The 19,560-nt window shown below is 61.5% G+C and carries 20 protein-coding genes; 12 read left to right on the top strand and 8 right to left on the bottom strand.

Translation table 11 applies throughout. The features are described from left to right. Positions 1-66 precede the first annotated feature (66 nt). Positions 67-729 (top strand): response regulator, encoded by a 663-nt coding sequence (locus ACZCWR_RS23180; RefSeq protein ID WP_487304781.1) that lies wholly within the window; start codon positions 67-69, stop codon positions 727-729. After that, positions 726-2,015: an ATP-binding protein gene (locus ACZCWR_RS23175; protein ID WP_487303953.1), complete on the top strand. Its 1,290-nt coding sequence runs from the start codon at positions 726-728 to the stop codon at positions 2,013-2,015. The genes ACZCWR_RS23180 and ACZCWR_RS23175 overlap by 4 nt, the downstream gene beginning before the upstream one ends. 52 nt (positions 2,016-2,067) lie before the next feature. Here ACZCWR_RS23175 and ACZCWR_RS23170 read toward each other — a convergent pair whose 3' ends face one another. Further along, the gene (locus ACZCWR_RS23170) at positions 2,068-2,805 is read right to left on the bottom strand and encodes an iron-containing redox enzyme family protein (protein ID WP_487303952.1); all 738 of its coding nucleotides are present in this window, start codon (positions 2,803-2,805) and stop codon (positions 2,068-2,070) included. A 78-nt stretch (positions 2,806-2,883) separates the two neighbouring features. Here ACZCWR_RS23170 and ACZCWR_RS23165 point away from each other — a divergent pair, with 78 nt between their 5' ends. Beyond that, positions 2,884-3,069: a hypothetical protein gene (locus ACZCWR_RS23165; protein WP_487303951.1), complete on the top strand. Its 186-nt coding sequence runs from the start codon at positions 2,884-2,886 to the stop codon at positions 3,067-3,069. 95 nt (positions 3,070-3,164) lie between these two features. After that, positions 3,165-4,439 (top strand): HipA domain-containing protein, encoded by a 1,275-nt coding sequence (locus ACZCWR_RS23160; RefSeq protein WP_487304780.1) that lies wholly within the window; start codon positions 3,165-3,167, stop codon positions 4,437-4,439. Here ACZCWR_RS23160 and ACZCWR_RS23155 read toward each other — a convergent pair whose 3' ends face one another. Then, positions 4,440-4,826, bottom strand: coding sequence for a hypothetical protein (locus ACZCWR_RS23155; protein ID WP_487303950.1), 387 nt, complete (start codon positions 4,824-4,826; stop codon positions 4,440-4,442). It lies immediately after the preceding gene. Between the two features lie 51 nt (positions 4,827-4,877). Here ACZCWR_RS23155 and ACZCWR_RS23150 point away from each other — a divergent pair, with 51 nt between their 5' ends. Next, positions 4,878-5,096 (top strand): hypothetical protein, encoded by a 219-nt coding sequence (locus tag ACZCWR_RS23150; RefSeq protein ID WP_487303949.1) that lies wholly within the window; start codon positions 4,878-4,880, stop codon positions 5,094-5,096. 706 nt (positions 5,097-5,802) lie between these two features. Here the strand turns inward: ACZCWR_RS23150 and ACZCWR_RS23145 are convergent. Further along, the gene (locus tag ACZCWR_RS23145) at positions 5,803-7,203 is read right to left on the bottom strand and encodes a GntP family permease (protein WP_487303948.1); all 1,401 of its coding nucleotides are present in this window, start codon (positions 7,201-7,203) and stop codon (positions 5,803-5,805) included. A gap of 281 nt (positions 7,204-7,484) precedes the next feature. Between ACZCWR_RS23145 and ACZCWR_RS23140 the strand changes: the two genes are divergently transcribed. The 3 genes from ACZCWR_RS23140 to ACZCWR_RS23130 all read left to right on the top strand — a co-directional run bounded on the left by ACZCWR_RS23140 (position 7,485) and on the right by ACZCWR_RS23130 (position 10,571). After that, positions 7,485-8,918: a sigma-54 interaction domain-containing protein gene (locus tag ACZCWR_RS23140; protein ID WP_487303947.1), complete on the top strand. Its 1,434-nt coding sequence runs from the start codon at positions 7,485-7,487 to the stop codon at positions 8,916-8,918. Positions 8,919-9,061: 143 nt separating this feature from the next. Beyond that, the gene (locus tag ACZCWR_RS23135) at positions 9,062-9,325 is read left to right on the top strand and encodes a hypothetical protein (RefSeq protein ID WP_487303946.1); all 264 of its coding nucleotides are present in this window, start codon (positions 9,062-9,064) and stop codon (positions 9,323-9,325) included. 31 nt (positions 9,326-9,356) lie between these two features. Next, positions 9,357-10,571 carry a serine hydrolase domain-containing protein gene (locus ACZCWR_RS23130; protein WP_487303945.1) on the top strand — a complete coding sequence of 405 codons (1,215 nt, stop codon included), beginning with the start codon at positions 9,357-9,359 and terminating at the stop codon, positions 10,569-10,571. 6 nt (positions 10,572-10,577) lie between these two features. Here the strand turns inward: ACZCWR_RS23130 and ACZCWR_RS23125 are convergent, their stop codons facing one another. Together ACZCWR_RS23125 and ACZCWR_RS23120 are read right to left on the bottom strand one after the other, a co-directional pair. Then, on the bottom strand, positions 10,578-11,147 hold the full coding sequence (locus ACZCWR_RS23125; protein WP_487303944.1) for a lipocalin family protein: 570 nt from the start codon (positions 11,145-11,147) through the stop codon (positions 10,578-10,580). A 726-nt stretch (positions 11,148-11,873) separates the two neighbouring features. Further along, the gene (locus ACZCWR_RS23120) at positions 11,874-12,104 is read right to left on the bottom strand and encodes a DUF4148 domain-containing protein (protein ID WP_487303943.1); all 231 of its coding nucleotides are present in this window, start codon (positions 12,102-12,104) and stop codon (positions 11,874-11,876) included. A 476-nt stretch (positions 12,105-12,580) separates the two neighbouring features. Between ACZCWR_RS23120 and ACZCWR_RS23115 the strand changes: the two genes are divergently transcribed. Then, positions 12,581-13,132: an NADPH-dependent FMN reductase gene (locus ACZCWR_RS23115; protein ID WP_487303942.1), complete on the top strand. Its 552-nt coding sequence runs from the start codon at positions 12,581-12,583 to the stop codon at positions 13,130-13,132. A gap of 54 nt (positions 13,133-13,186) precedes the next feature. On the opposite strand, the gene ACZCWR_RS23110 is transcribed toward ACZCWR_RS23115, so the two are convergent. From ACZCWR_RS23110 to ACZCWR_RS23100, 3 genes are all read right to left on the bottom strand, one after another. Further along, positions 13,187-14,572: a hypothetical protein gene (locus ACZCWR_RS23110; RefSeq protein ID WP_487303941.1), complete on the bottom strand. Its 1,386-nt coding sequence runs from the start codon at positions 14,570-14,572 to the stop codon at positions 13,187-13,189. 101 nt (positions 14,573-14,673) lie between these two features. Then, positions 14,674-16,941 carry a hybrid sensor histidine kinase/response regulator gene (locus tag ACZCWR_RS23105; protein ID WP_487303940.1) on the bottom strand — a complete coding sequence of 756 codons (2,268 nt, stop codon included), beginning with the start codon at positions 16,939-16,941 and terminating at the stop codon, positions 14,674-14,676. Positions 16,942-17,285: 344 nt separating this feature from the next. Beyond that, complete coding sequence (locus tag ACZCWR_RS23100; RefSeq protein ID WP_487303939.1) at positions 17,286-17,435, bottom strand: hypothetical protein; 150 nt, start codon at positions 17,433-17,435, stop codon at positions 17,286-17,288. Here ACZCWR_RS23100 and ACZCWR_RS23095 point away from each other — a divergent pair. The 3 genes from ACZCWR_RS23095 to ACZCWR_RS23085 are packed head-to-tail and all read left to right on the top strand — an operon-like array spanning position 17,416 to position 19,367. Further along, entirely contained in the window at positions 17,416-17,784 is a 369-nt protein-coding gene (locus ACZCWR_RS23095) for a response regulator (protein ID WP_487303938.1), read from the top strand. The genes ACZCWR_RS23100 and ACZCWR_RS23095 overlap by 20 nt on opposite strands. Next, positions 17,777-18,415 (top strand): chemotaxis protein CheC, encoded by a 639-nt coding sequence (locus tag ACZCWR_RS23090; protein WP_487303937.1) that lies wholly within the window; start codon positions 17,777-17,779, stop codon positions 18,413-18,415. The genes ACZCWR_RS23095 and ACZCWR_RS23090 overlap by 8 nt, the downstream gene beginning before the upstream one ends. A 10-nt stretch (positions 18,416-18,425) precedes the next feature. Beyond that, complete coding sequence (locus ACZCWR_RS23085) at positions 18,426-19,367, top strand: sensor domain-containing diguanylate cyclase (protein WP_487303936.1); 942 nt, start codon at positions 18,426-18,428, stop codon at positions 19,365-19,367. Positions 19,368-19,560 lie beyond the last annotated feature (193 nt).

The raw sequence follows: 19,560 nt of genomic DNA, 5'->3' as shown, positions 1-19,560 counted from the left end.
GATGATCGATTCGCCCCGCTCCCTGGCCATCGCTTCTACACGGCGATGAGCACACGGAGACCCATGATGAGGATATTGCTTGTCGAAGACGACCCGATGATCGGGGAGTCGGTTCAGGACGCGCTGCGCGACAGCAGCTACGCGGTCGATCTTGTGCAGAGCGGCAAGACGGCACTCCTGAGCATTTCGTTGCATGCCTACGATGCCATTCTTCTCGATCTCGGCCTGCCCGGAACGGATGGACTGGACGTGCTGCGCACCGTGCGGCGCGGCGGCGGCCATGTGCCCGTCATCATCATCACGGCGCGCGATTCCGTGGAAGACCGCATACGCGGTCTCGACGAAGGCGCGGACGATTACCTCATCAAGCCGTTCGATCTGTCGGAACTGAAGGCGCGCATGCGCGCGGTCATTCGCCGGCGCGGCGGTCAGTCGGCGCCGGTGCTGTCCAACGGCACGCTCTCGCTCGATCCCGCCACGCGCGAAGCCAGCGCGCAGGATGTGAAAGTGCGTCTGTCGGGGCGCGAGTTTTCGCTCTTGCAGGCGCTGCTCATTCGTCCGGGCGCGATTCTCTCGCGCGCCGATCTCGAAGGCCATATCTACGGCTGGAACGAGGAAGTGGAGAGCAACGCCGTCGAATTCCTGATTCATTCGCTGCGCAAGAAGCTCGGCGCGACGGCCATTAGAAATGTGCGCGGCGTCGGCTGGATGGTGTCGAAGCAGACATGACGCGCTCGTTGCAGTTCAGGCTGTCCGCGTGGCTGTCCGCCGCGATCGTCGGTATCGCGGCGCTGGGAAGCGTGATCGCGTTCAAGACCGCGTTTCATGAGGCAAACGAAGTGCAGGACGGACAGCTTCTGCAAGTGCTCGCGCTCATCACGCCGCGCACGCTAGATGCAATGGAGTACGAAGCGCTCGAACGCGTGAAGGGCGCGGATGCGGAGTCGAAGCTCATCGTTCAGACGATCGATGAAGTCAGACCGCTCATGCTTGCGCGCGATCTCCCGGACGGTCTGCAAAATGCCGACGTGAACGATCAGCCGTGGCGGCTCGCCGTGCGCACGCTGGATAACGGCAAGCGCGTGGTCGTGGCTCAGATGACCGTCGGACGCGATGAAATCGCCCGCAACAGCGCGCTCGCCACGGTCATGCCCTTGCTGGCGCTGGTCGTCGTGCTGCTCGCCGCCTTGCATGTGATCGTGCGACGTATGTTCAGGCCGCTCACGGCGCTGTCGGCGAGTCTCGATAAGCGGCCCGAGCACGATCTCTCCGCGCTGTCCGACGAAGCGTTGCCCGGAGAGATAAAGCCGTTCGTCATCGCGATCAACCGGCTGCTTGCGCGCGTGGAAGCGTCCGTTGCCGTGCAGCGCCGTTTCGTGGCCGATGCCGCGCACGAACTGCGTTCGCCGCTGACCGCGCTTTCCTTGCAAGCCGAGCGTCTGGATGCCACTGAATTGCCCGGCCCCGCGCGTGAGCGGCTCGATGCTTTGCGTCGCGGTCTTCGTCGCACGACTGTTTTGCTTGCTCAACTGCTGACCTTTGCGCGCGTGCAAGACCGCAGTCCCGAACGGCTTGCGGAACTGCATGCAGGCGAGTTGTTCCGCAGCGTGCTCGAAGACCTCATGCCGCTCGCGGAGGCGAAGGATATCGATATCGGCGTATCGACGCGCGAAGATATCGTGCTGAATGCGCCTCGCGACGATCTCGCCATCCTGCTGAGGAATCTCGTCGATAACGCGATCCGTTATACGCCGCATGGTGGCCGCGTAGATCTGTCGAGCGGCATGACGGACGGCGTGCCGTGGCTGCGGATTGCGGATACCGGGCCGGGCATCGCGCCCGCCGAACGTGCGCGCGTATTCGATCCGTTCTACAGAATATTGGGCAGCGGCGCGGAAGGATCGGGGTTGGGCTTGTCTATTGTCAATACGATTGCGGCGCGGATGCACGCGCGTGTCGAACTGGCGGATGCCCGGCCTCATGGTCTCGAAGCGACCGTTACGTTCGCTGCCTGAAAATGCCAAAAGCCCCGGGCGTATGCGCGGGGCTTCTTTCATTGCAAAGACATCAAAGGCAACTGTCGAACGTGAGCTTCAGATACTCATAGCTCTTGCGCGTGGCCGCGGCGACTTCCGCGACTTGCGCAGGCGTCGGGTTATTGCCCAGCACCGTCGCGATGATTTCCAGCGCTTCCCACGGATGCTCGTCGTCGTAGTGCGAATGCAGCTTCAGCCACTTCATGGCCTTGGCGCGAATCTCATCCGGGAAGGTCTTTTCGTAGGTATCGTCTGCGCAGATGAAGCACGAGATTTCACCGGTCGCGCCTTCGATTGCGTAGTTGGTTGCTGCCATGGCAACGGCGAGCGAATCACGCACGACGGTATGACCCGCCCAGTGCGAGAGCGCATGCGTGGCCGACGGTGCGCCGCGACCCGTATGCAGATCGCTCAACGAAACATCGTGCGCCGCGCTCCAGTTGACCCAGTGTTCCGCATGATTCTGCTCGACGCGGATATTGCGCACGAGATAACGGCGCGCCATGTCTTCGCCGCGCGAATGACCATAGCGTGCCTTTTGCAGCGTCATCGCCATGAACTGCGGAAACTGTTCGATGGTCGGCCACAGACCGACGAGGAACGGCCGCGCGACCTTGTATTCGAGCGTGCCGGCACGCATCGCAAGGAAGATCGGGTGATGCACGAGAGAGCTTTTTAACTCGTCGTTCTCTGCGACGATGTCCTGCGCCCAGAGAGGGTAACTGGTGACATCCATGAGTCCGCCTTCGCGGATGAATTCAGCGTTCATTGGCCTCGCTCCTTGGTGGGAGCGCTTAATGTAGCGGTACGAACGGTCAGACCTTTGTTATTGATCGCACTAAACGTAATGAATAAAAATACCAATGCAGCGGGCGAAATAGCAGACAAAAAAGTTTTGAAATGCTTGGGCTTTTTGTTGGCGTTTTTAGCGCTAAAGACTGAAGAGTACGTTTGCGCCAATGACCTAAATTTTCAAGTTTCCACGCCGTTATTCAGTAGGGCGATCAGTGCGCCAGCGATCAATCAACTGTAAAAAGGGGCGGCGAAACAAGCCGCGACAAGGCATCGGAATTGAAAAGCTCGAAATCTCGTTACCTTCACGTGTTCGATGGCAATGACAAGGTAGGCATGCTCGCGCTGGAATCGCGAGAGAGTCCGGTCACTTTTTCCTACGACCCTGCGTGGCTTGCGCGCGGCGAGGCTGCGTACGCTATTTCTCCGCATCTACCGATGTCGGACGAATGTGTTCCGACGCTGGCTATGTCTCGTTTTCTGGCCAATCTGCTGCCCGAGGGGCGCGCTCTGGATGCAGCGGCCAACCTGTACCGGCTTGTGAGGAACGACCTCTTTGGCCTGATCGCCAAACTGGGCCGCGAGTCGGCAGGTGCGTTGACCATCTCCGAATCCGACGAGCCTTTGCCGCCATCGGAGGACGAGGCTGTTCGGATATCCGATGAAGAACTGAGCGAGCGCATCAAAAAGGATACGACGCCGCACTTCGCGATTTGGCACAAACGTTTCTGCGCGTCGCTTGCCGGAAAAGAAGACAAGCTTCCGGTTCGGATCGAGGCGGATGCCATTTTTCTTGCCGATGGTCCACGCTGGTCGACGCACATCCTGAAGCCCGAGCATCAGCTTGCAGTCGGCGCCCATCTGGTCGCTAACGAGCATTACTGCATGACCTTGGCGAAGGCTTTGGGCCTCGCCGCGGCAGCGGTTTCGATTCGCCGCGTTCCTGAGCCGGTACTCGTCGTCGAACGATTCGATCGTTGCCGGGAAGGCGACGCTATCACGCGACGGCATATCATCGACGGCTGTCAGGCGCTCGATCTGCCACCGGGTTTCAAATACGAACGTGTTATCGACGATGCCGACGCACCCGAGCCCACCTATACGCGGATCGGCGTGAGTCTGCGCGGTCTTCTTTCCTGCGGCTTAGGCGAACAAAGCGAGTTGGCGCGCTGGCAGTTGGTCAGTTGGTCCTTATTCAACTTCGTGATCGGCAACAGCGACGCGCACGGCAAGAACGTGTCCTTTCATGTTTCCGGCAGCGGTCTGAGCGTGGCGCCGTGCTATGACCTCCTAAGCGTGGCGGTGTATGGCGAAGCCATGACCGGTTCGATGGCAATGGCATTCGGCGACCAGTTCGATGCCTCGTTGCTCACCGCTCGCGATATGCGAGCGCTGGCCCGGCAGGCTGGTTTTACCGCGGAGGCTGTCGCGCTGGAAATGGCGTTGCTGAGTCGCAAGGCGGTGGAACTCGCGCCCGCGCTGGCAGACTCGGCGGATTATGTCGGCGCGGAAAGAAGCATGGTTCGGGAGATCGCATCGCTTGTCGTGCGCCGCGCGCGACGGCTCGAAGAAATGGCCGACGAACTGATGGCCGTGCGGCTTGCATCGTGATCAATGCGGCGGCAGCCTCCCGTTGGGCGGCGCCACATAGAGTTGCGACGGGACGATGAAGTACTGAGCGTTACTCGATGCGTTGAGCGTACCCACGGCGACGATCGGCTTGCCGACCGGCGGCACGAGTCCGGCGATTCCCAGTCGAGTTACGCTGATACGCCCTTGCGGGTCGTTTGAGAAACGTTTGTCGATCACACACAGGGGCGGGTCCACGGAAATTATCCAAACCTTTTTTGGATGACCGTCTGACATTTTGATGTTTTCTGATGAGGCGCGGCCGTAGAGGGTAATCGACGCGCCTGGCGGGTAGCACATCTGAGCATGCGCTGTCGCGAACGCTGTAAGCAGTGTCGATGCAAACAGCCAGCGCTTGATGGAGGGCATCGCTTTTTTCCCTTTCTCGTGCGGGTGGGAGGAGGTTAGCACGATGTTAGGGTGGCTAACGAACTGCTGCGCTATGGGATGCTCGATTTACGTTTATTTGCTGATACTGGTGTTATATGTCGTGCAAAGGGCTGCTTTTGTTTGGGATGTTTATTCAGTAGCCGCCTCCCCGGCGGGGGGGTAACTTTCTTTGCTGCGGCAAAGAAAGTCACCAAAGAAAGCAGCTTTTTACCCCATGCACGCTGGCTGGAAAGTGTTGGTCTGGATTAACCGATGCATTGGCCGCAATAGGACTTTCCACGTATAACAAGCCGCTTAGGCAACCTCGCGATCACGCGCTCGAACAATCAAAGCTCAGTGGACCGCATTCATTCTTTCGGCCATGCGCTGCGCGCGCCGAGAACGTAAGAACGGAACCCCGCAGCGTATCAGCGCCCAGCCACAGCACACCGCATCGCACCTCTCCCATTGGGCCCAACCTTGGTAAGCGCTTCTGGGCAAAGCGCACCCACCAACGCAAATCACTTTTTTAGTCGGAGCACTAACCAAGGTAGGACCGAATAGCAATCTAGCGGGGAAGCGTGATGTGGCTGGGCGCTTATAGACTGCGGGATTCCGTTCTTACGCTCTCGGCGCGCGCAGCGCATGGCCGAAAGAATGAATGCGGTCCACTAACGCTAAAGGATTCGAGTGCGCAATCGCCAGGTTGCCCAAGCGGCTCGCTATGTGTGGCAAGTCCTATTGCGGCCACTGTATCTGTTAATCCAGACCAACCCTTTCCCGCCATCGTGCATGGGGTAAAAAGCTGCTTTCTTTGGTGACTTTCTTTGCAGCAGCAAAGAAAGTTACCCCCCCGCCGGGGAGGCGGCTACTGCAATAAAAGCCCAACAAACAGCAGCCCCTTGCACGACAAACAAAAACAAACACCAACACCGTCTGTCACTTCAAGCGCTGCTGTCTTCTCCTACGCCAAACCTCAAACAATCCCCGTCGCGTAATAAACCCCAATCACAAAAAACACCGCCATCGTCTTAATAACCGTCACCGCGAAAATATCCCGATACGACTCCCGATGCGTCAACCCCGTCACCGCGAGCAGCGTAATCACCGCGCCGTTATGCGGCAACGTATCCATCCCGCCACTCGCCATCGCGACCACGCGATGCAGCACTTCCAGCGGAATATGCGCCGCATTCGCCCCCGCGATGAACGTATCCGACATCGCCGCCAGCGCGATACTCATCCCGCCCGAAGCCGACCCGGTAATGCCCGCGAGCGAACTCACCGAGATGGCCGCATTCACGAGCGGATTCGGGATGCTCTTCAACGCATCCGAGACCACGAGAAAGCCCGGCAGCGCGGCGATCACGCCGCCGAAACCGTATTCGGACGCGGTGTTCATCGCTGCAAGCAAAGCGCCCGCCACGGCCACGCGCGTGCCGGTCGCGAAGCGCGCCTTCACGCGCGAGAACGCCGTCAGCAACACCAGCACGATACCCAGCAACAACGCGCCCTCGACCGCCCAGATCGCGACCACCGTTTTCACGGCCGTTGTCACCGGCGCGTGAACGCCCGGCAGCACTTCGGGCGGCACGGTGTAGCTCGCGCCGTACCACGTCGGGATCCACTTGGTCAGCGCGAAGTTGGCGACGCCCACGAGAATCAGCGGCGCAATCGCCAGCGCCGGATTCGGTAGTTTCGCGGACTCGACATGCTCCGGCTCGTTCACCAGCGACGTGCCATAACCTTCGCCGGTCGCCATCGCGCGGCGGCGTCGCCATTCGAGAAACGAAAGCCCGACCACGATGATGAACACCGAGCCAATGACCCCCAGCCACGGCGCGGCCCAGCCGGTCGTCTTGAAGAACGTCGTCGGGATGATGTTCTGAATCTGCGGCGTGCCCGGCAGCGAATCCATCGTGAAGGAGAACGCGCCCAGCGCAATCGCGCCCGGCATCAATCGCTTGGGGATATTGCTCTGGCGATACATCTCCGCCGCGAACGGATAGACCGCGAACACGACGACGAACAGCGACACGCCGCCATAGGTGAGCAACGCGCACACCGCGACGATCACCGCATTCACGCGCGACTTGCCGATATAGCGAATGGCCGCGACGACGATGGCTTCCGAAAAGCCCGACAGTTCGATGACCTTACCGAACACCGCGCCCAGCAGGAACACCGGGAAATAGAGCTTCACGAAGCCGACCATCTTCTCCATGAAGATGCCGGAAAACACCGGCGCGACGGCGGCGGGATCGGTGAGCAGGACCGCCGCGAGCGCGGCGATCGGCGCGAACAGGATGACGCTGTAGCCGCGATAGGCGGCGAGCATCAGGAACGCCAGGGCGGCGAGCACGATGATGAACGACATTGAGTCTCCAGATGGTTGTTGTTGCGAGCCTCTTGTAAAGGCCCTCGACGCGAAGATAACGCGACGCGCGGGCGAATGCAGCTTTCGTGCCAAAGCGCCGTGCGTCAAGGCTGGTGCGGCCTCGGTGCATTATCGCTGTGCTTCGTTTCGCGAGGATGTCTCCGAACCGAGACGTGCCGCTTGTTCAGGATGCCGCAAAAGCTCGTAAGGACAACACGTTACCCGGAGTCTCGTTGATGAGATAATCGATCTCAATAAAGAGACAACGGAGACAAGGCAGCATGCGCAACGACTGGATCAACGTGCCCGCGGACTACAGCGACGTCATGCGCCGCGCGATGGAATCGCTCTTCAAGACCTTCGAGAACCTGAGCGAAGGCACCTTTATCGTCGATGCGGACGCGCGCGTCGTGTGGATCAACAAACGCTACGCGGCCCGCTTCGGGTTCGCCGATCCGGCCGAGGCCATCGGACTCGATTGCGAAGCAGTCATCCCCAATAGCCTGATGCGCGAAGTCGTCGCGACCGGCAAGCCCATCTTGCTCGATGTGCTGGAAACGGACCGCGAACCGCTCGTGGTCACGCGGCTGCCGCTGCGCGACGATCGCGGTGAGACGGTCGGCGCAATCGGCTTCGCGCTGTTCGACGAGATGAAAGCGCTTACGCCGCTGTTCGCGCATTACTCGCGCGTGCAGCAGGAATTGATTGCCACGCGGCAATCACTCGCGCAGGCGCGACGCGCCAAATACACCTTCGCGAGTTTCGTCGGCACGAGTGCGGCAAGTCTCGAAGTGAAGCGGCAGGCGCGCCGCGCGGCGCTCGTCGATTCGCCGGTGCTGCTGCTCGGCGAAACCGGCACCGGCAAGGAACTGCTCGCCCACGCGATTCACGGTGCATCGACGCGCGCGGCGAAACCGCTCGTCACCGTGAATGTCGCCGCGATTCCCGACACGCTGCTCGAAGTGGAATTCTTCGGGGCCGCGCCGGGCGCGTACACGGGCGCCGAACGCAAGGGGCGCATCGGCAAGTTCGAACTGGCGCATGGCGGCACGCTGTTTCTCGATGAAATCGGCGATATGCCGATGCCGCTTCAGGGCAAATTGCTGCGCGTGTTGCAGGAGAAGGAGTTCGAGCCGCTCGGGTCGAACCGCATCGTGAGGGCGGAGGTGCGGATCATCGCGGCGACGTCCGCTGATTTGCCCGCGCTGGTCGCGGCGGGACGGTTTCGCGCGGACCTGTTTTATCGGCTCAATGTGCTGACCATTCATGCGCCGCCCTTGCGTGAACGTCTGTCCGATATCGAAGCGCTCGCCTACGCGATCCTCGAAGACCTCGCGGGCGAAACGCGCGCGGGCCGCGTCAGTCAGTTCGTATTGAACGACGACGCGCTGCGCCTGCTTACCTCGTACGCGTGGCCGGGCAACGTCCGCGAGTTGCGCAATACCCTGGAGCGCGCGTTGATGCTGTCCGACAGCGATCGCATCGATGCCAACGCGCTGCGTAATTTTCTCGATGCGGGGCGTATCGCGCCATCGTCTGCTCAAGCCGATGCTGCGCCGCTCCAATACGCCGATGCCATGACCGGCTTCGAACGCCGCTTCCTCATCGATGCCCTGAACGCGAGCGGTGGCCGCGTCGCGGATGCGGCGAAGAATATCGGCATCGGACGAGCGACGTTGTACAAGAAAATCGTCGCGCTGGGCATCGCCGTATAAGGGTCTTTTGTCAGATTGTGTTAAGTCGCGCGCAGGCTTGCGCGGGTGAAATCGGTGTGTCGGGATTGCGTGGCATACTCGCGAAATCGCGCGCTGAATCAAGCGCATAGCCTAAAGAAAAAGCCAAAACTCAGGGGTGTGGGATGAAATTCGGCAAAGCCGTCGTTCTGTTCGGAATGCTCACGTTGAGCGTGTTTTCACTCGGCGGATGCAGCAGCGCGCCGCCGCTCTTTTCCGCCGACGGACGCCCGACGCAACAGATCACGTGCCCGGCCTACGGCGGCTGGACCAACTGCACGGACAACGCGAAGGCCATGTGTCCGGCAGGCTATGATCTGATCGATCAATCCACCGGCAACAATCAGAACACCTTGCTGGTCGCGTGCAGGGCAGGCGCGAGCCAATAAGCGGCCGGTCAGCTTCCACGAGGATCAACCGATGACACCAGGCGGATTCGATTCCGCGCGGCTCGCCGATGCGCGCGCCGCCATGCAACGCTTCGTGGATGCGGGCGAAGTCTCCGGCATCGTCACGCTGTTATGGCGCAACGATGAAATCGCCCAGTTCGATGCGCTCGGCGTGCGCGACCTCGACAGCCGCGCACCGATGACGCGCGACACGCTGTTCCGCATCGCCTCGATGACCAAGCCGGTGACGAGCGTCGCCGCGCTCATGCTCGTGGAGGAAGGGCGCATCGCGCTGGAATCGCCGGTGGCGAAGTGGCTGCCGGAGCTGGCGAATCCGCGCGTGTTGATCGCCCCGGATGGGCCGCTGTCGCAGACCGAACCGGCGCGTTCGCCTATCACGCTGCTCGATCTGATGACGCATCGCGCGGGGTTCGCGTATCACTTCACGGCGGCGGGCGAACTCGCGGCGACGTATGAAGGCATCTTCAATGGTTTCGATGTGCGGGTCGATCCATCGCTATGGCTCGCGCATGTCGCCGAACTGCCGTTGATATTCCATCCCGGCGAGCGCTGGCATTACGGTGTTGCGACGGACGTGCTCGGTGCGCTGGTGCAGCGCGTGTCTGGCATGTCGCTCGGTGAGTTCTTCCGCACGCGTATTTTCGAACCGCTCGGCATGGTGGATACGGGCTTCTTCGTGTCGGCGGAACAGGCATCGCGCTTGTCGACTTCGTATGCGGCGGGCGCGGATGGAAAGCTGGTCGTCGAGGATCATCCATCTTCCAGCCGATGGCTGGATGCATCGCGCTTCCAAAGTGGTGGCGGCGGTCTCGTGTCCACCGCCGACGATTACCTGCGCTTCGCCCGCATGCTGCTCGGACGCGGACGTTTGCAAGGCACAGGACGCATGGAAGGCCCGCGGCTTTTGTCGCACAAATCCGTCGACTTGATGCGCTCGAATTTCCTCACGCCTGCGCAACGCCAGTTTCCGGCGTTCGGCTATCCGGTGTGGCGCGCGCAAGGGTTTGGACTAGGCGTTGCGATCATCGATGAACCCGCGCAGCAACTGCCCGCAGGCTATCGCTCGGCGGGCTCGTTCGCGTGGCCGGGCGCGCTTGGTACGGCATGGTTCGCGGACCCAGTGGAGAACATGATCGCCATCATGCTGATTCAGCGGCGCGCGGAAGAACCGTTTCCCATCGCGAAGGAATACGAGCGGCTGATCTATGCGGCCATCGACGATTGACGATAATCAGCCGTGCTGCGTTTCCCGCAGCAAGGTCACGTCATAGCCGAGCGCGCGTGTGCGTTCCAGCAGCGTGCGGCGCAACGTTGGCGACGGTTTCCGCTCGCGCGTGAGAATCCACAGATAACGCCCGGTCGGCTCGCCGACGATGGACCACGCGTAGTCGTCGGCGTGATCGAGAATCCAGTAATCGCCGATATAGAACGGCCCGAAGAACGACACTTTCAGCTTCGCGCCGTTCGAACCGGGGACGATCTTCGCGCGCCCTTCCGCCGATCGCCACGGGCCGTTCAGGCCGCCTTGCCTGCATCCGTTGATGACGGAGATGAGCCCGTCTTCGCGCTTTGCATAGTTCGCGGTTACGGCTTCGCAGCCGCGCTCGAAGCGGTTCTCATAGCGGGCGAACTCATGCCAGTGACCGAGGTAGCGTTCCAAATCGACGGCCTTCGATGGTTCGGGCACCTGTTCGTTGCCGCTCTTGCGCGCGCTGCTGGAAGCCCACACCAGCAAGGCGCCGATTCCGCCGATGGCGACAAGCGCCGCAGCGCCGTAAGCCCAGGGACGTCTGATATTCATGTCGTGTCGATGTTCGATCGTGAGGTGGCCGGGAAGAGAAGTCAGCAAGCTTCGTTCCGTTGGTTTTCGGTCCCGAAAAGCCTCACCTTTGGATGCTCGCAATAGCGCACGGTGCGGTCAGCGTCGAAACGCCGAAGCCTGCCAAGTCATTGTTAATGCTCGCTTTCTGCCGTTATTGCTTGAAAGCGTTAAGCACCAAAACGCGCCATGCACGAGCGTTTCACCGAACTCCCGAATTTCCTCACCTGATGTCATTGCACGCTGGTTTTCGTGTCTTCGCGATGACTTCGAGCACTTCTTGCGCAATTTTCACCCGCACAACTAAATTCCTTTGCGAACAAAGCGTTGCATCGCAAAAGCGACAAAATGCGCGAAGGTTTTGGTGTGCCAAGCGTGAGCAGCCTTTGCCGCTCGGGGCTCACCGTTGGCGTGATCCCGGAAGCGCTCACCTTTATGTCCCGAAGAAGCTCACCTCTCTAACGCCGCGCTGTTCTTTATCTTTTTTGCGCTTTCGAAGCGATCGGGTTCCGAGCTTGTTCATCGCGACGCTTGGGCGCGTGGCCGTGTCGCTGACCGTGATGCTCCAACCGGATCGTCGACGAAAAAACGCCCGGCGCGGGGACGTCGGGCGAAACCACCTTCTGTTCGATGGTGGAGGAGGGACTGCACGTACTGCTGTCTTTAATTTGCTGCGAACTTACTCTGTTGGGTGGCGACTGCTGCCGATCACTGCGTCGCGCGGACGTTGGCGCTCTGCGCTTTGGCGTGACGTTCCTGATACGGACGCAGTTGCGGATAGCTCAGCGAATTGACCGGTTCGAGGTCGCCTGCGCGGCGCGCGCTCGCCAGTTCCGCCTTCACTTCAGCGCGGGATTTCACGACATCTGTTTGCGCGAAAGCAGGCGCGGTAGCCAGCAGCGCCGAGAGAACGAGACCGCCGATCAACGTGTTTTTCATGGTGCTGCTCCTGAGTTTCGTTGCGTCGGGCGACGCTTGAAACGAAGTCTAAGAGCATTCCTATTGGACAAAAATACCGATTGAACCAACACATTGTTGTCCAGACTGGTTGAATCCTGGCCCGATTTCCGCGTCGCGCAAGCGCTTGCGAAGACCAACGCGACCCCATTAAAACAGACGAAACATGCACGAAGTCTGCGCGTTTGTTTCGTCGACGAATCAAAAATTGATTTCGAAAATGGTCAAACTGAAGTTATCCACAATTTATGTGGATAAATATGGGGATAAGCAGCCGCGAATCGCGTCACCATGCGGCACGGAGTGGTTTGACGTTTTGTAGGCATCAACAATAATCAGACAAATCTGGCAGCGCGTGACGCGGCGTATCGGATGCCCCTATCATGTCCCTCGCACGTCGTCCGGCGGATGACGCTGCTCGCCGGTTTCGCGTTTTCATCCACGTGGGAGAAAGTTTCATGACCTACAAGATTGCGGTCGTGGTCGGAAGTCTGCGCAAGGGTTCGTTCAACAAGCAACTGGCGCACGCGCTCGAAACCCTCGCGCCGGAGGATTTTTCATTCGAGCATCTGGAAATCGGCAACTTGCCGCTTTATAGCCAGGATTACGACGCCGACTATCCCGAAGTCGCGCGCACGCTCAAGCAAAAGATCACCGAGGCGGACGCGTTGCTGTTCGTGACGCCCGAGTACAACCGCTCGATTCCGGGCGTGCTGAAGAATGCGCTCGACTGGGGTTCGCGGCCGTGGGGCCAAAGCGCGTGGGGCGGCAAGCCGGGCGCGGTGATCGGCACGTCCATCGGTGCGTTGGGGACGGCGCTGGCGCAATCGCATCTGCGGGGCGTGTGCGCGTATCTGGATATCGCGTTGCTCGGTCAGCCGGAAATGTTCATCAAGCATGATGAAAAACGAATCGATGCGGATGGCAACATCGTGAGCGAGGACACGCGCGCGTTCCTGCAAGGCTTCATGGATCGCTATGTCGCGTGGGTGCGCAAGCTCGCAGGCTGACGCAAAAAAGGCCCGTGCCAACCTACGCACGGGCCCTTCAAAACTAAACAAGCATTAAACGTGATGATGTCCGGTCACGCGATCCCAGCCGTGACGCACCGCCGCCTTGAAGCGCTCCCACGTATCGCCTTCAGGGTGACGCGTGTCCCAGTCGCGGCGCATTTCATACTCCATCTGATCGTCCCACGCGCGGCTGCGATAACGGTCGTCGTTGCCCAACATCGCGCCATAGCGATACGCGCCCTGATAGTCCTCATACGGCTCGCCGGTCGCGGAATACTTGGCGTCGTAATCGGCGCGGAAGTCTTCCTCGTATTCCATGTATTCGTTCGGCGTGGATTGCGGACCTGACGGACCGACAGGACCATCTGCCTGCGTGCCTGCCGACGCGCGTACCGAGTCAGGCGTCGAACCCATCGACTGCATGGACTGCGATTGCGACTGCATGCCCGACGCGCCTTGATACGGCTTTGCGGCTTCATCGAGCGGGCCGAGCGGTTCGGTCAGCGGATCGCTCACGGGACGCCATTCGGCTGCGTTATCGGCACGCACGCCCGGCACCGAGCCCAGCGTGCCGCTTTCCTGACGCATGCGTGCTTCGTGTTCGTTCAGCATGCCGGTGGATGCCGTATCGGTCGCGGGACGCAGCGCGTCACGGCCGGCGAGGGCATCGCGTTCGGAGAGCGACTCAGCCGGCAAATCGGCGCGCGACGAAAACTGATCCGCGCCATGTTCCGTGCTGGTCGTCGAATGACGCGGCATCAACGTATCGTCGGCGGGATCGCTGATGTAATCGCGCGAGGAAAGCGCCGTCGGGTCACGACGTGCAAGCGGGTCGCCCAGCGGAACGGCGAGCGGATCGATCAGCGGCTCGGCGGCCGGATCGCCCATGTCCGAACGCGGATAGGCCCGCGCCCGCGCCGTGTTCACGCTCGGCGTGTTCACCGGATCGCGTCCCGGTACGGCGCTGCCGCGTCCCAGACCGAGTTCGTCGAGCACGGAATGATCGCGCTCGTCCGTGGTGACATCGGTCGTGGCCGTGCCGTGGTTGAGTGACGCCCAACTTGCCGCGCGTTCATCGATATCGATCGCGCCCTGATCGCCGAGCGTCGCGCGTGCGAGATCGGCCTGTTCGATGCTCGGCGTATCGACGGAAACGAGCACCGCGCCACGCCGCACGGCTTCCGAGTAATGCGCGACTTCGGGCGGCGCATCGCGTCCGCCGAACAGCATGCTGAAGAAGCGCTCGATGCTCGCGAGCACGCCCGGCTCCTGATGGGTTTCGACATCGGGCAGGGCGGAAGGCTCGGCGGCGTCATCACGCCGGGGATTGGCCTGGAGTTCGATATCGCTGTGCGGAAAGCCCGCTGCGACCAAAGCCGCGCGCGCGTCCTCGGCCTGCGAGTAAGTGTCGAAAACTCCAATGACGGTATGTCGCATTTACGCCTCCTGAGATGGCGAGATCCGGGGATCGGCAGCGCCCGCCGCCGCTTGTCCGTGGTGTAAATGCCAACCCGCAACGAGCGTGCCGGGTGTCAGGATCAGCGATTCGCCGTGCGCGGCGTATTGTCCGATGCAATCTGCTCGCTGATATCGCGCAGCAGCGAATCGAGCAGCGCGATATCGAAGGGCTTCGACAGCACGCGCGTATTGCCGCGTCGCGCGCGGTCGAGTTCTTCCGCGTAGCCGGTCACGAGAATCACCGGCACGCGCGGCTCGAAGCGCGCCATGTGCTCGGCCAGATCGATGCCGTTGAGCTTGCCGGGCATGTGGATGTCGGAGAGCACGACATCGAAGGGAAAATCGCCGGAGGGCGCGGTGTCGCGCGCGGTTTCGAGCGCGTTCACGGCGGTGTCGGCGTTGAATACGTAGGTGACGCGGTGGCCCATCATCGTGAGGAGCGCCTCGGTGCCGGCGGCGACTTCCTCGTTGTCTTCGACGAGCAATACGCTCAGACCGTCGCCGGACTTGTTCTGCGCGGGCGCGGGCGTCGATGCGGTTTCCGAGGCACTCGCAGGCACAGCGGCGGCGCGTGGCAAGTAAAGCCGCACGGCGGTGCCCGCGCCGATCGCGCTGTCGATGGTGGCAAGGCCGCCCGCGCGCTCGCAGAACGCGAAAACCTGCGGCAAGCCGAGACCCGTTCCCATGCCTTTCGGCTTGGTCGTGAAGAGCGGTTCGAAGGCGCGCCCGAGCACTTCCTGACTCATGCCGATGCCGGTATCTTCAAGAGAAAGCTGCACGAAATCGCCGGTGATTGGAAAGCCGTCTTCATGACGGAAGCACACGTTATCCGCGCGAACGGTGAACGTGCCGCCATTGGGCATCGCGTCGCGCGCATTCACCGCCACGTTGATGAGCGCCAGTTCCAGTTCCGCCGGATCGACGCGGATCGGCCAGATATCCGCCGCCACTTCCACGGTGAGCGCCACCTTCGCGCCGAGCGATGCCCGCAGCAACTCGCGCCCCGCCGGCACCCATTTGCCGATGGCGATGGTCTCGCTCCTCAACGGCTGCTTGCGCGCGACGCCGAGCAATTGCCGCGTGAGCGACTGGCCGCTCTTGAGCGCGCGTTCCATCGCCGTGAGTTCGCGGTCGAGGTCCACCGCGCCGCGCCGTCGCGCAATCTGCACATTGGCCGAGACGATCATCAACAGATTATTGAAGTCGTGCGCCACGCTGCCGACCAGATTGCCGAGCGCTTCCATCTTGCGCGCCTGCCGGTAGGCGGATTCGATGGAGCGGCGCATCGACGCTTCCGCCTGCCAGCGCGCCCACGCTTCTTCCTCCGTGGCGAGTCGTCTCAGCGACTGAAAGATCACGCCCCACAGCACGACACACGGCGCGAAGATCGACAAGGCCAGCACGCTCACATGACGCCACCATTCGGACCACAGCGTGGCGATGGGATAACCGCTCGACACATACACCGGATAGCCGCCCACGCGCCGGAACGCGACGATCTTCAACTGCTGATCGAGTCCCGAGACCATTTCGACGACGCCCGCCTTGCGCCCTTCGTGATACGCCTGACGCAAGGGCGATTCGGGCGCGAGCGACATGCGATCGGCCGGACGCGGCGGAAACCATGCGAGCACTTCGCCATCCTCGCGCGACAGGCCGAGCGACACGGTGGGTGAATCGCCGAGCAATTCGCGATAGAACGCGCTGAAGTAATTCGGCCGCATGGCGATGGACACGATGCCATCGAACTTGCCATCCACCGTGCGCCGGATCACCGCCGTGTTGAACACCGGCTCGCCCGCCACGCGTCCGACCATCACGCGCGAAACCTGTTCGATGCTGCGTTGCGCGCGCAATCCGCCGAAGTCCTCGCGCGCGGCAATAGTGATATCCGGCGTGGGAAACGTGCGGCTGGTGGCGAGCAGCTTGCCGTCCGGTCCGAACACCGACGCCGCCGCGACCTGCGGATAGCCGATGCTCATCGCGCGCAAATGGCGGTGGATGGCTTCGTCGTCGTGACGGATGGCGCTCGTACTCAGCCCGTCGAGCAGATCGACAATGCGTTCGTTCAGCGTGACGTTGAGATCGAAGACCTTGAGCGCGTGTTCTTCGGCGACGCGTGCATTGCGCGCGACCGAATCCGCGGCGGCGGTTTCGCGGGCGTGGTAATCGGTCCACGCCGTCACGACCACATAGACACAAGGCAGCACGATGGCCGCGATCAACAGCGCATACAGGGTCATGCGCTGCGCCGCGAAGTTGCGCTCCGGCACCACCGGAAACGGCGGTTCTTCCTGCCACCGTTCCGCTGCGGGATCGGCGTCTGGCTCCTCTCGATGCGGCGTCATTTTTGGCGGCAGTTGAAATCTTTACGCGTGGCGCATGGGCACCGGTTGGCGCGGAGCCCCGGTAGAAAGGAGCCGAGCCAGTTTAGCCGCCAGTAGCATGCAGGTTTTGTGCCTCTCATAGTTCTTAGGGCGACCTATCGGACAACGTGCATTCAGTAAAAGGTCGTCCGGCGCAAACGTACACCAAGGTACAGAACGTACCATGCAAACATCAGACGAGTAATTTTTGTCCAATTGTCTTACCAATAGTTCAATTCATTTCGCTGTCGGCGTTTTGTCGAGTTGCCTTGAGTTTCCATTGGACCGACAATTGAAATCGTACGATGGTTCGTCGTGCGCAATGATTACGCGCCGTCCAATGCGAACCGGTGCATAAAGATCCGCGCCGCCCGGCCGTAAACAAGACCGAGCCAGCCGAATACGGTTTCGAAGCTCACAAGCCCGAACAAGAACCGCTCACCGATTCCTGCCACCATGCCGTTGCCGATCGTCATTGCCGATGATTCCCTACTCGCGCGCAAAGTGCTGACGCGCGCCTTGCCCGAAGACTGGGACGTCGAGATTTCCTACGCGACCAATGGGCGCGAAGCGTTGGAGTTATATCGCGCGGGGCGCGCCTCCGTGATGTTCCTCGATCTGACCATGCCCGACATGACCGGCTATCAGGTGCTGGATGCGCTCAAGCACGAAGACCTGAACACGTTCGTGATCGTGGTATCAGCCGATGTGCAGCCGATGGCGCAGGAACGCGTGCGCGCGCTCGGCGCGGTGGCGTTCTTGCCCAAGCCGGTGTCGCCCGAGGCGCTGCGCCCCGTTTTGAAGGAGTACGGACTCCATGGCTGATCAAGCTCATCAACCGCAAGCCCTGAACGAAGACCAGCGCGACGCGCTTCAGGAAGTCGCCAACATGGCGATGGGTCAGGCCGCCACGCGTCTGTCGAAGCTGCTCGGCACGTTCATCGAATTGTCGGTGCCGCGCGTGCGCGTGGTCGATGTGTCCGAGGCATCCAACGCGCTGCGCGAGATGACCGGCATCACCGATACCGTGACCGCCGTGCGGCAGGGCTTTCGTTCGGACATCAAGGGCGAGGCCATCGTGCTGTGCAAGAGCGGCAGCGTGGACGATCTGTGCGCGCTCGTCGACGACCCGTACACCAAATCCACCTACGAAGCGACCACGCGCGCCGAACTCATTTTCGATGTCGCCACCGTGCTGATGGGCGCGTGCGTGTCCTGCATCTTCGACAATCTCGGACGCGCGCCGATCTTCTCGCCGCCGGGCATGCTCGGCAACGAACTCGCGCTCGACGAAGTGTTCCAGCCCGCCATGCTCGCGTGGCGCACGGCGCTGCTGCTCGAAGTGAATTTCGCGCTGGAAGATCACAGCTTCCGCGCGCACCTCGTCATGCTGATGGCGGAAGATGCCATCGCGCATCTCAATCAGGCGCTCGACGCGCTGCTGTCCAGCCTCTGACGCGGCATCGATGGAACAGCTCCGGCAGGTCCTGAACGAACTGGTGATCGAACGCGTGGGGTTCGGCATCTTCGTGCTCGACCGCGAACTGAACGTGGTCATGTGGAACCGCTTCATGGCGGACCACAGCCACAGGAGCGCGGAGCAAGTGGTCGGCAAGTCGATCTTCGCGAGCTTTCCGGAGTTGCCGCGCGTGTGGTTCACGCGCAAGGTCGAAAGCGTGTTTCAGTTGGGCAGCTTCGCCTTCAGTTCGTGGGAGCAGCGGCCTTATCTGTTCAAGTTTGATCACGACCGGCCGATCACCGGCGGCGTCGATTTCATGCAGCAGGATTGCACCTTCATGCCGCTCACGCACGAACGTGAAGTGCGCGCCGTCTGCGTGACCATTTCCGATGCCACCCACGCCAGCATGATGCAGCGCGCCCGCGACGAAGCCGTCGCCAAGCTGCGCGAATTCGCGGACCGCGACGGGCTGACGGGCATCGCCAACCGGCGCTACTTCGATCTGCGTCTGCGCGATGAATTCATCCGCTGGCAGCGCTACGGCGGCGAACTCGCGTTGCTGCTGTTCGACCTCGACCACTTCAAGCGCATCAACGACGAACTCGGCCATCTGGTCGGCGATGTCGTGCTGCGCGTGATGGCCGAACGCGTGGGCCGTTCCGTGCGCGTGCAGGACGTGTTCGGCCGATTCGGCGGAGAGGAATTCGCGCTCTTGCTGCCTTGCACGCCGTTCGAAGACGCGATGGCGGTCGCGGAAAAAGTGCGCTGCGAGATCGGCGAAACGCCCATCGACGTGCAGGGCGCGCGCGTGCCGGTTACCGCCAGCGTCGGCGTGGCGTGTGCGAAGACGGAGATTACGTCTTCTTTCGAGGCGCTCATCAACGAAGCCGATGCCGCGCTTTACACCGCCAAGCGTCAGGGCCGAAACCGCTCGGTAGGCTTCGCGTAAGCATCGGCCGGGCGCGGCCAAAGCGCGCAGGAATTGGTATACTCTGTGCCGCTCCCGGCGCAGTTTTAAGGCCGGCGCGCGCCGGCTCTTCATCGTTCGGGCTGTCATGTCCGAACACTCGAAATTGCTCCAGCGCCACGCTGTTCCGCGCGCATTCGGGTGTCGCTGCCGGCGCCCGATCTCTTAATGTGCC

It is taken from the genome of Caballeronia sp. A2-2, from assembly GCF_057612605.2.
The sequence above is the reverse complement of the archived record's forward strand: the minus strand, read 5'-3'. Positions and strand labels throughout refer to the sequence as shown.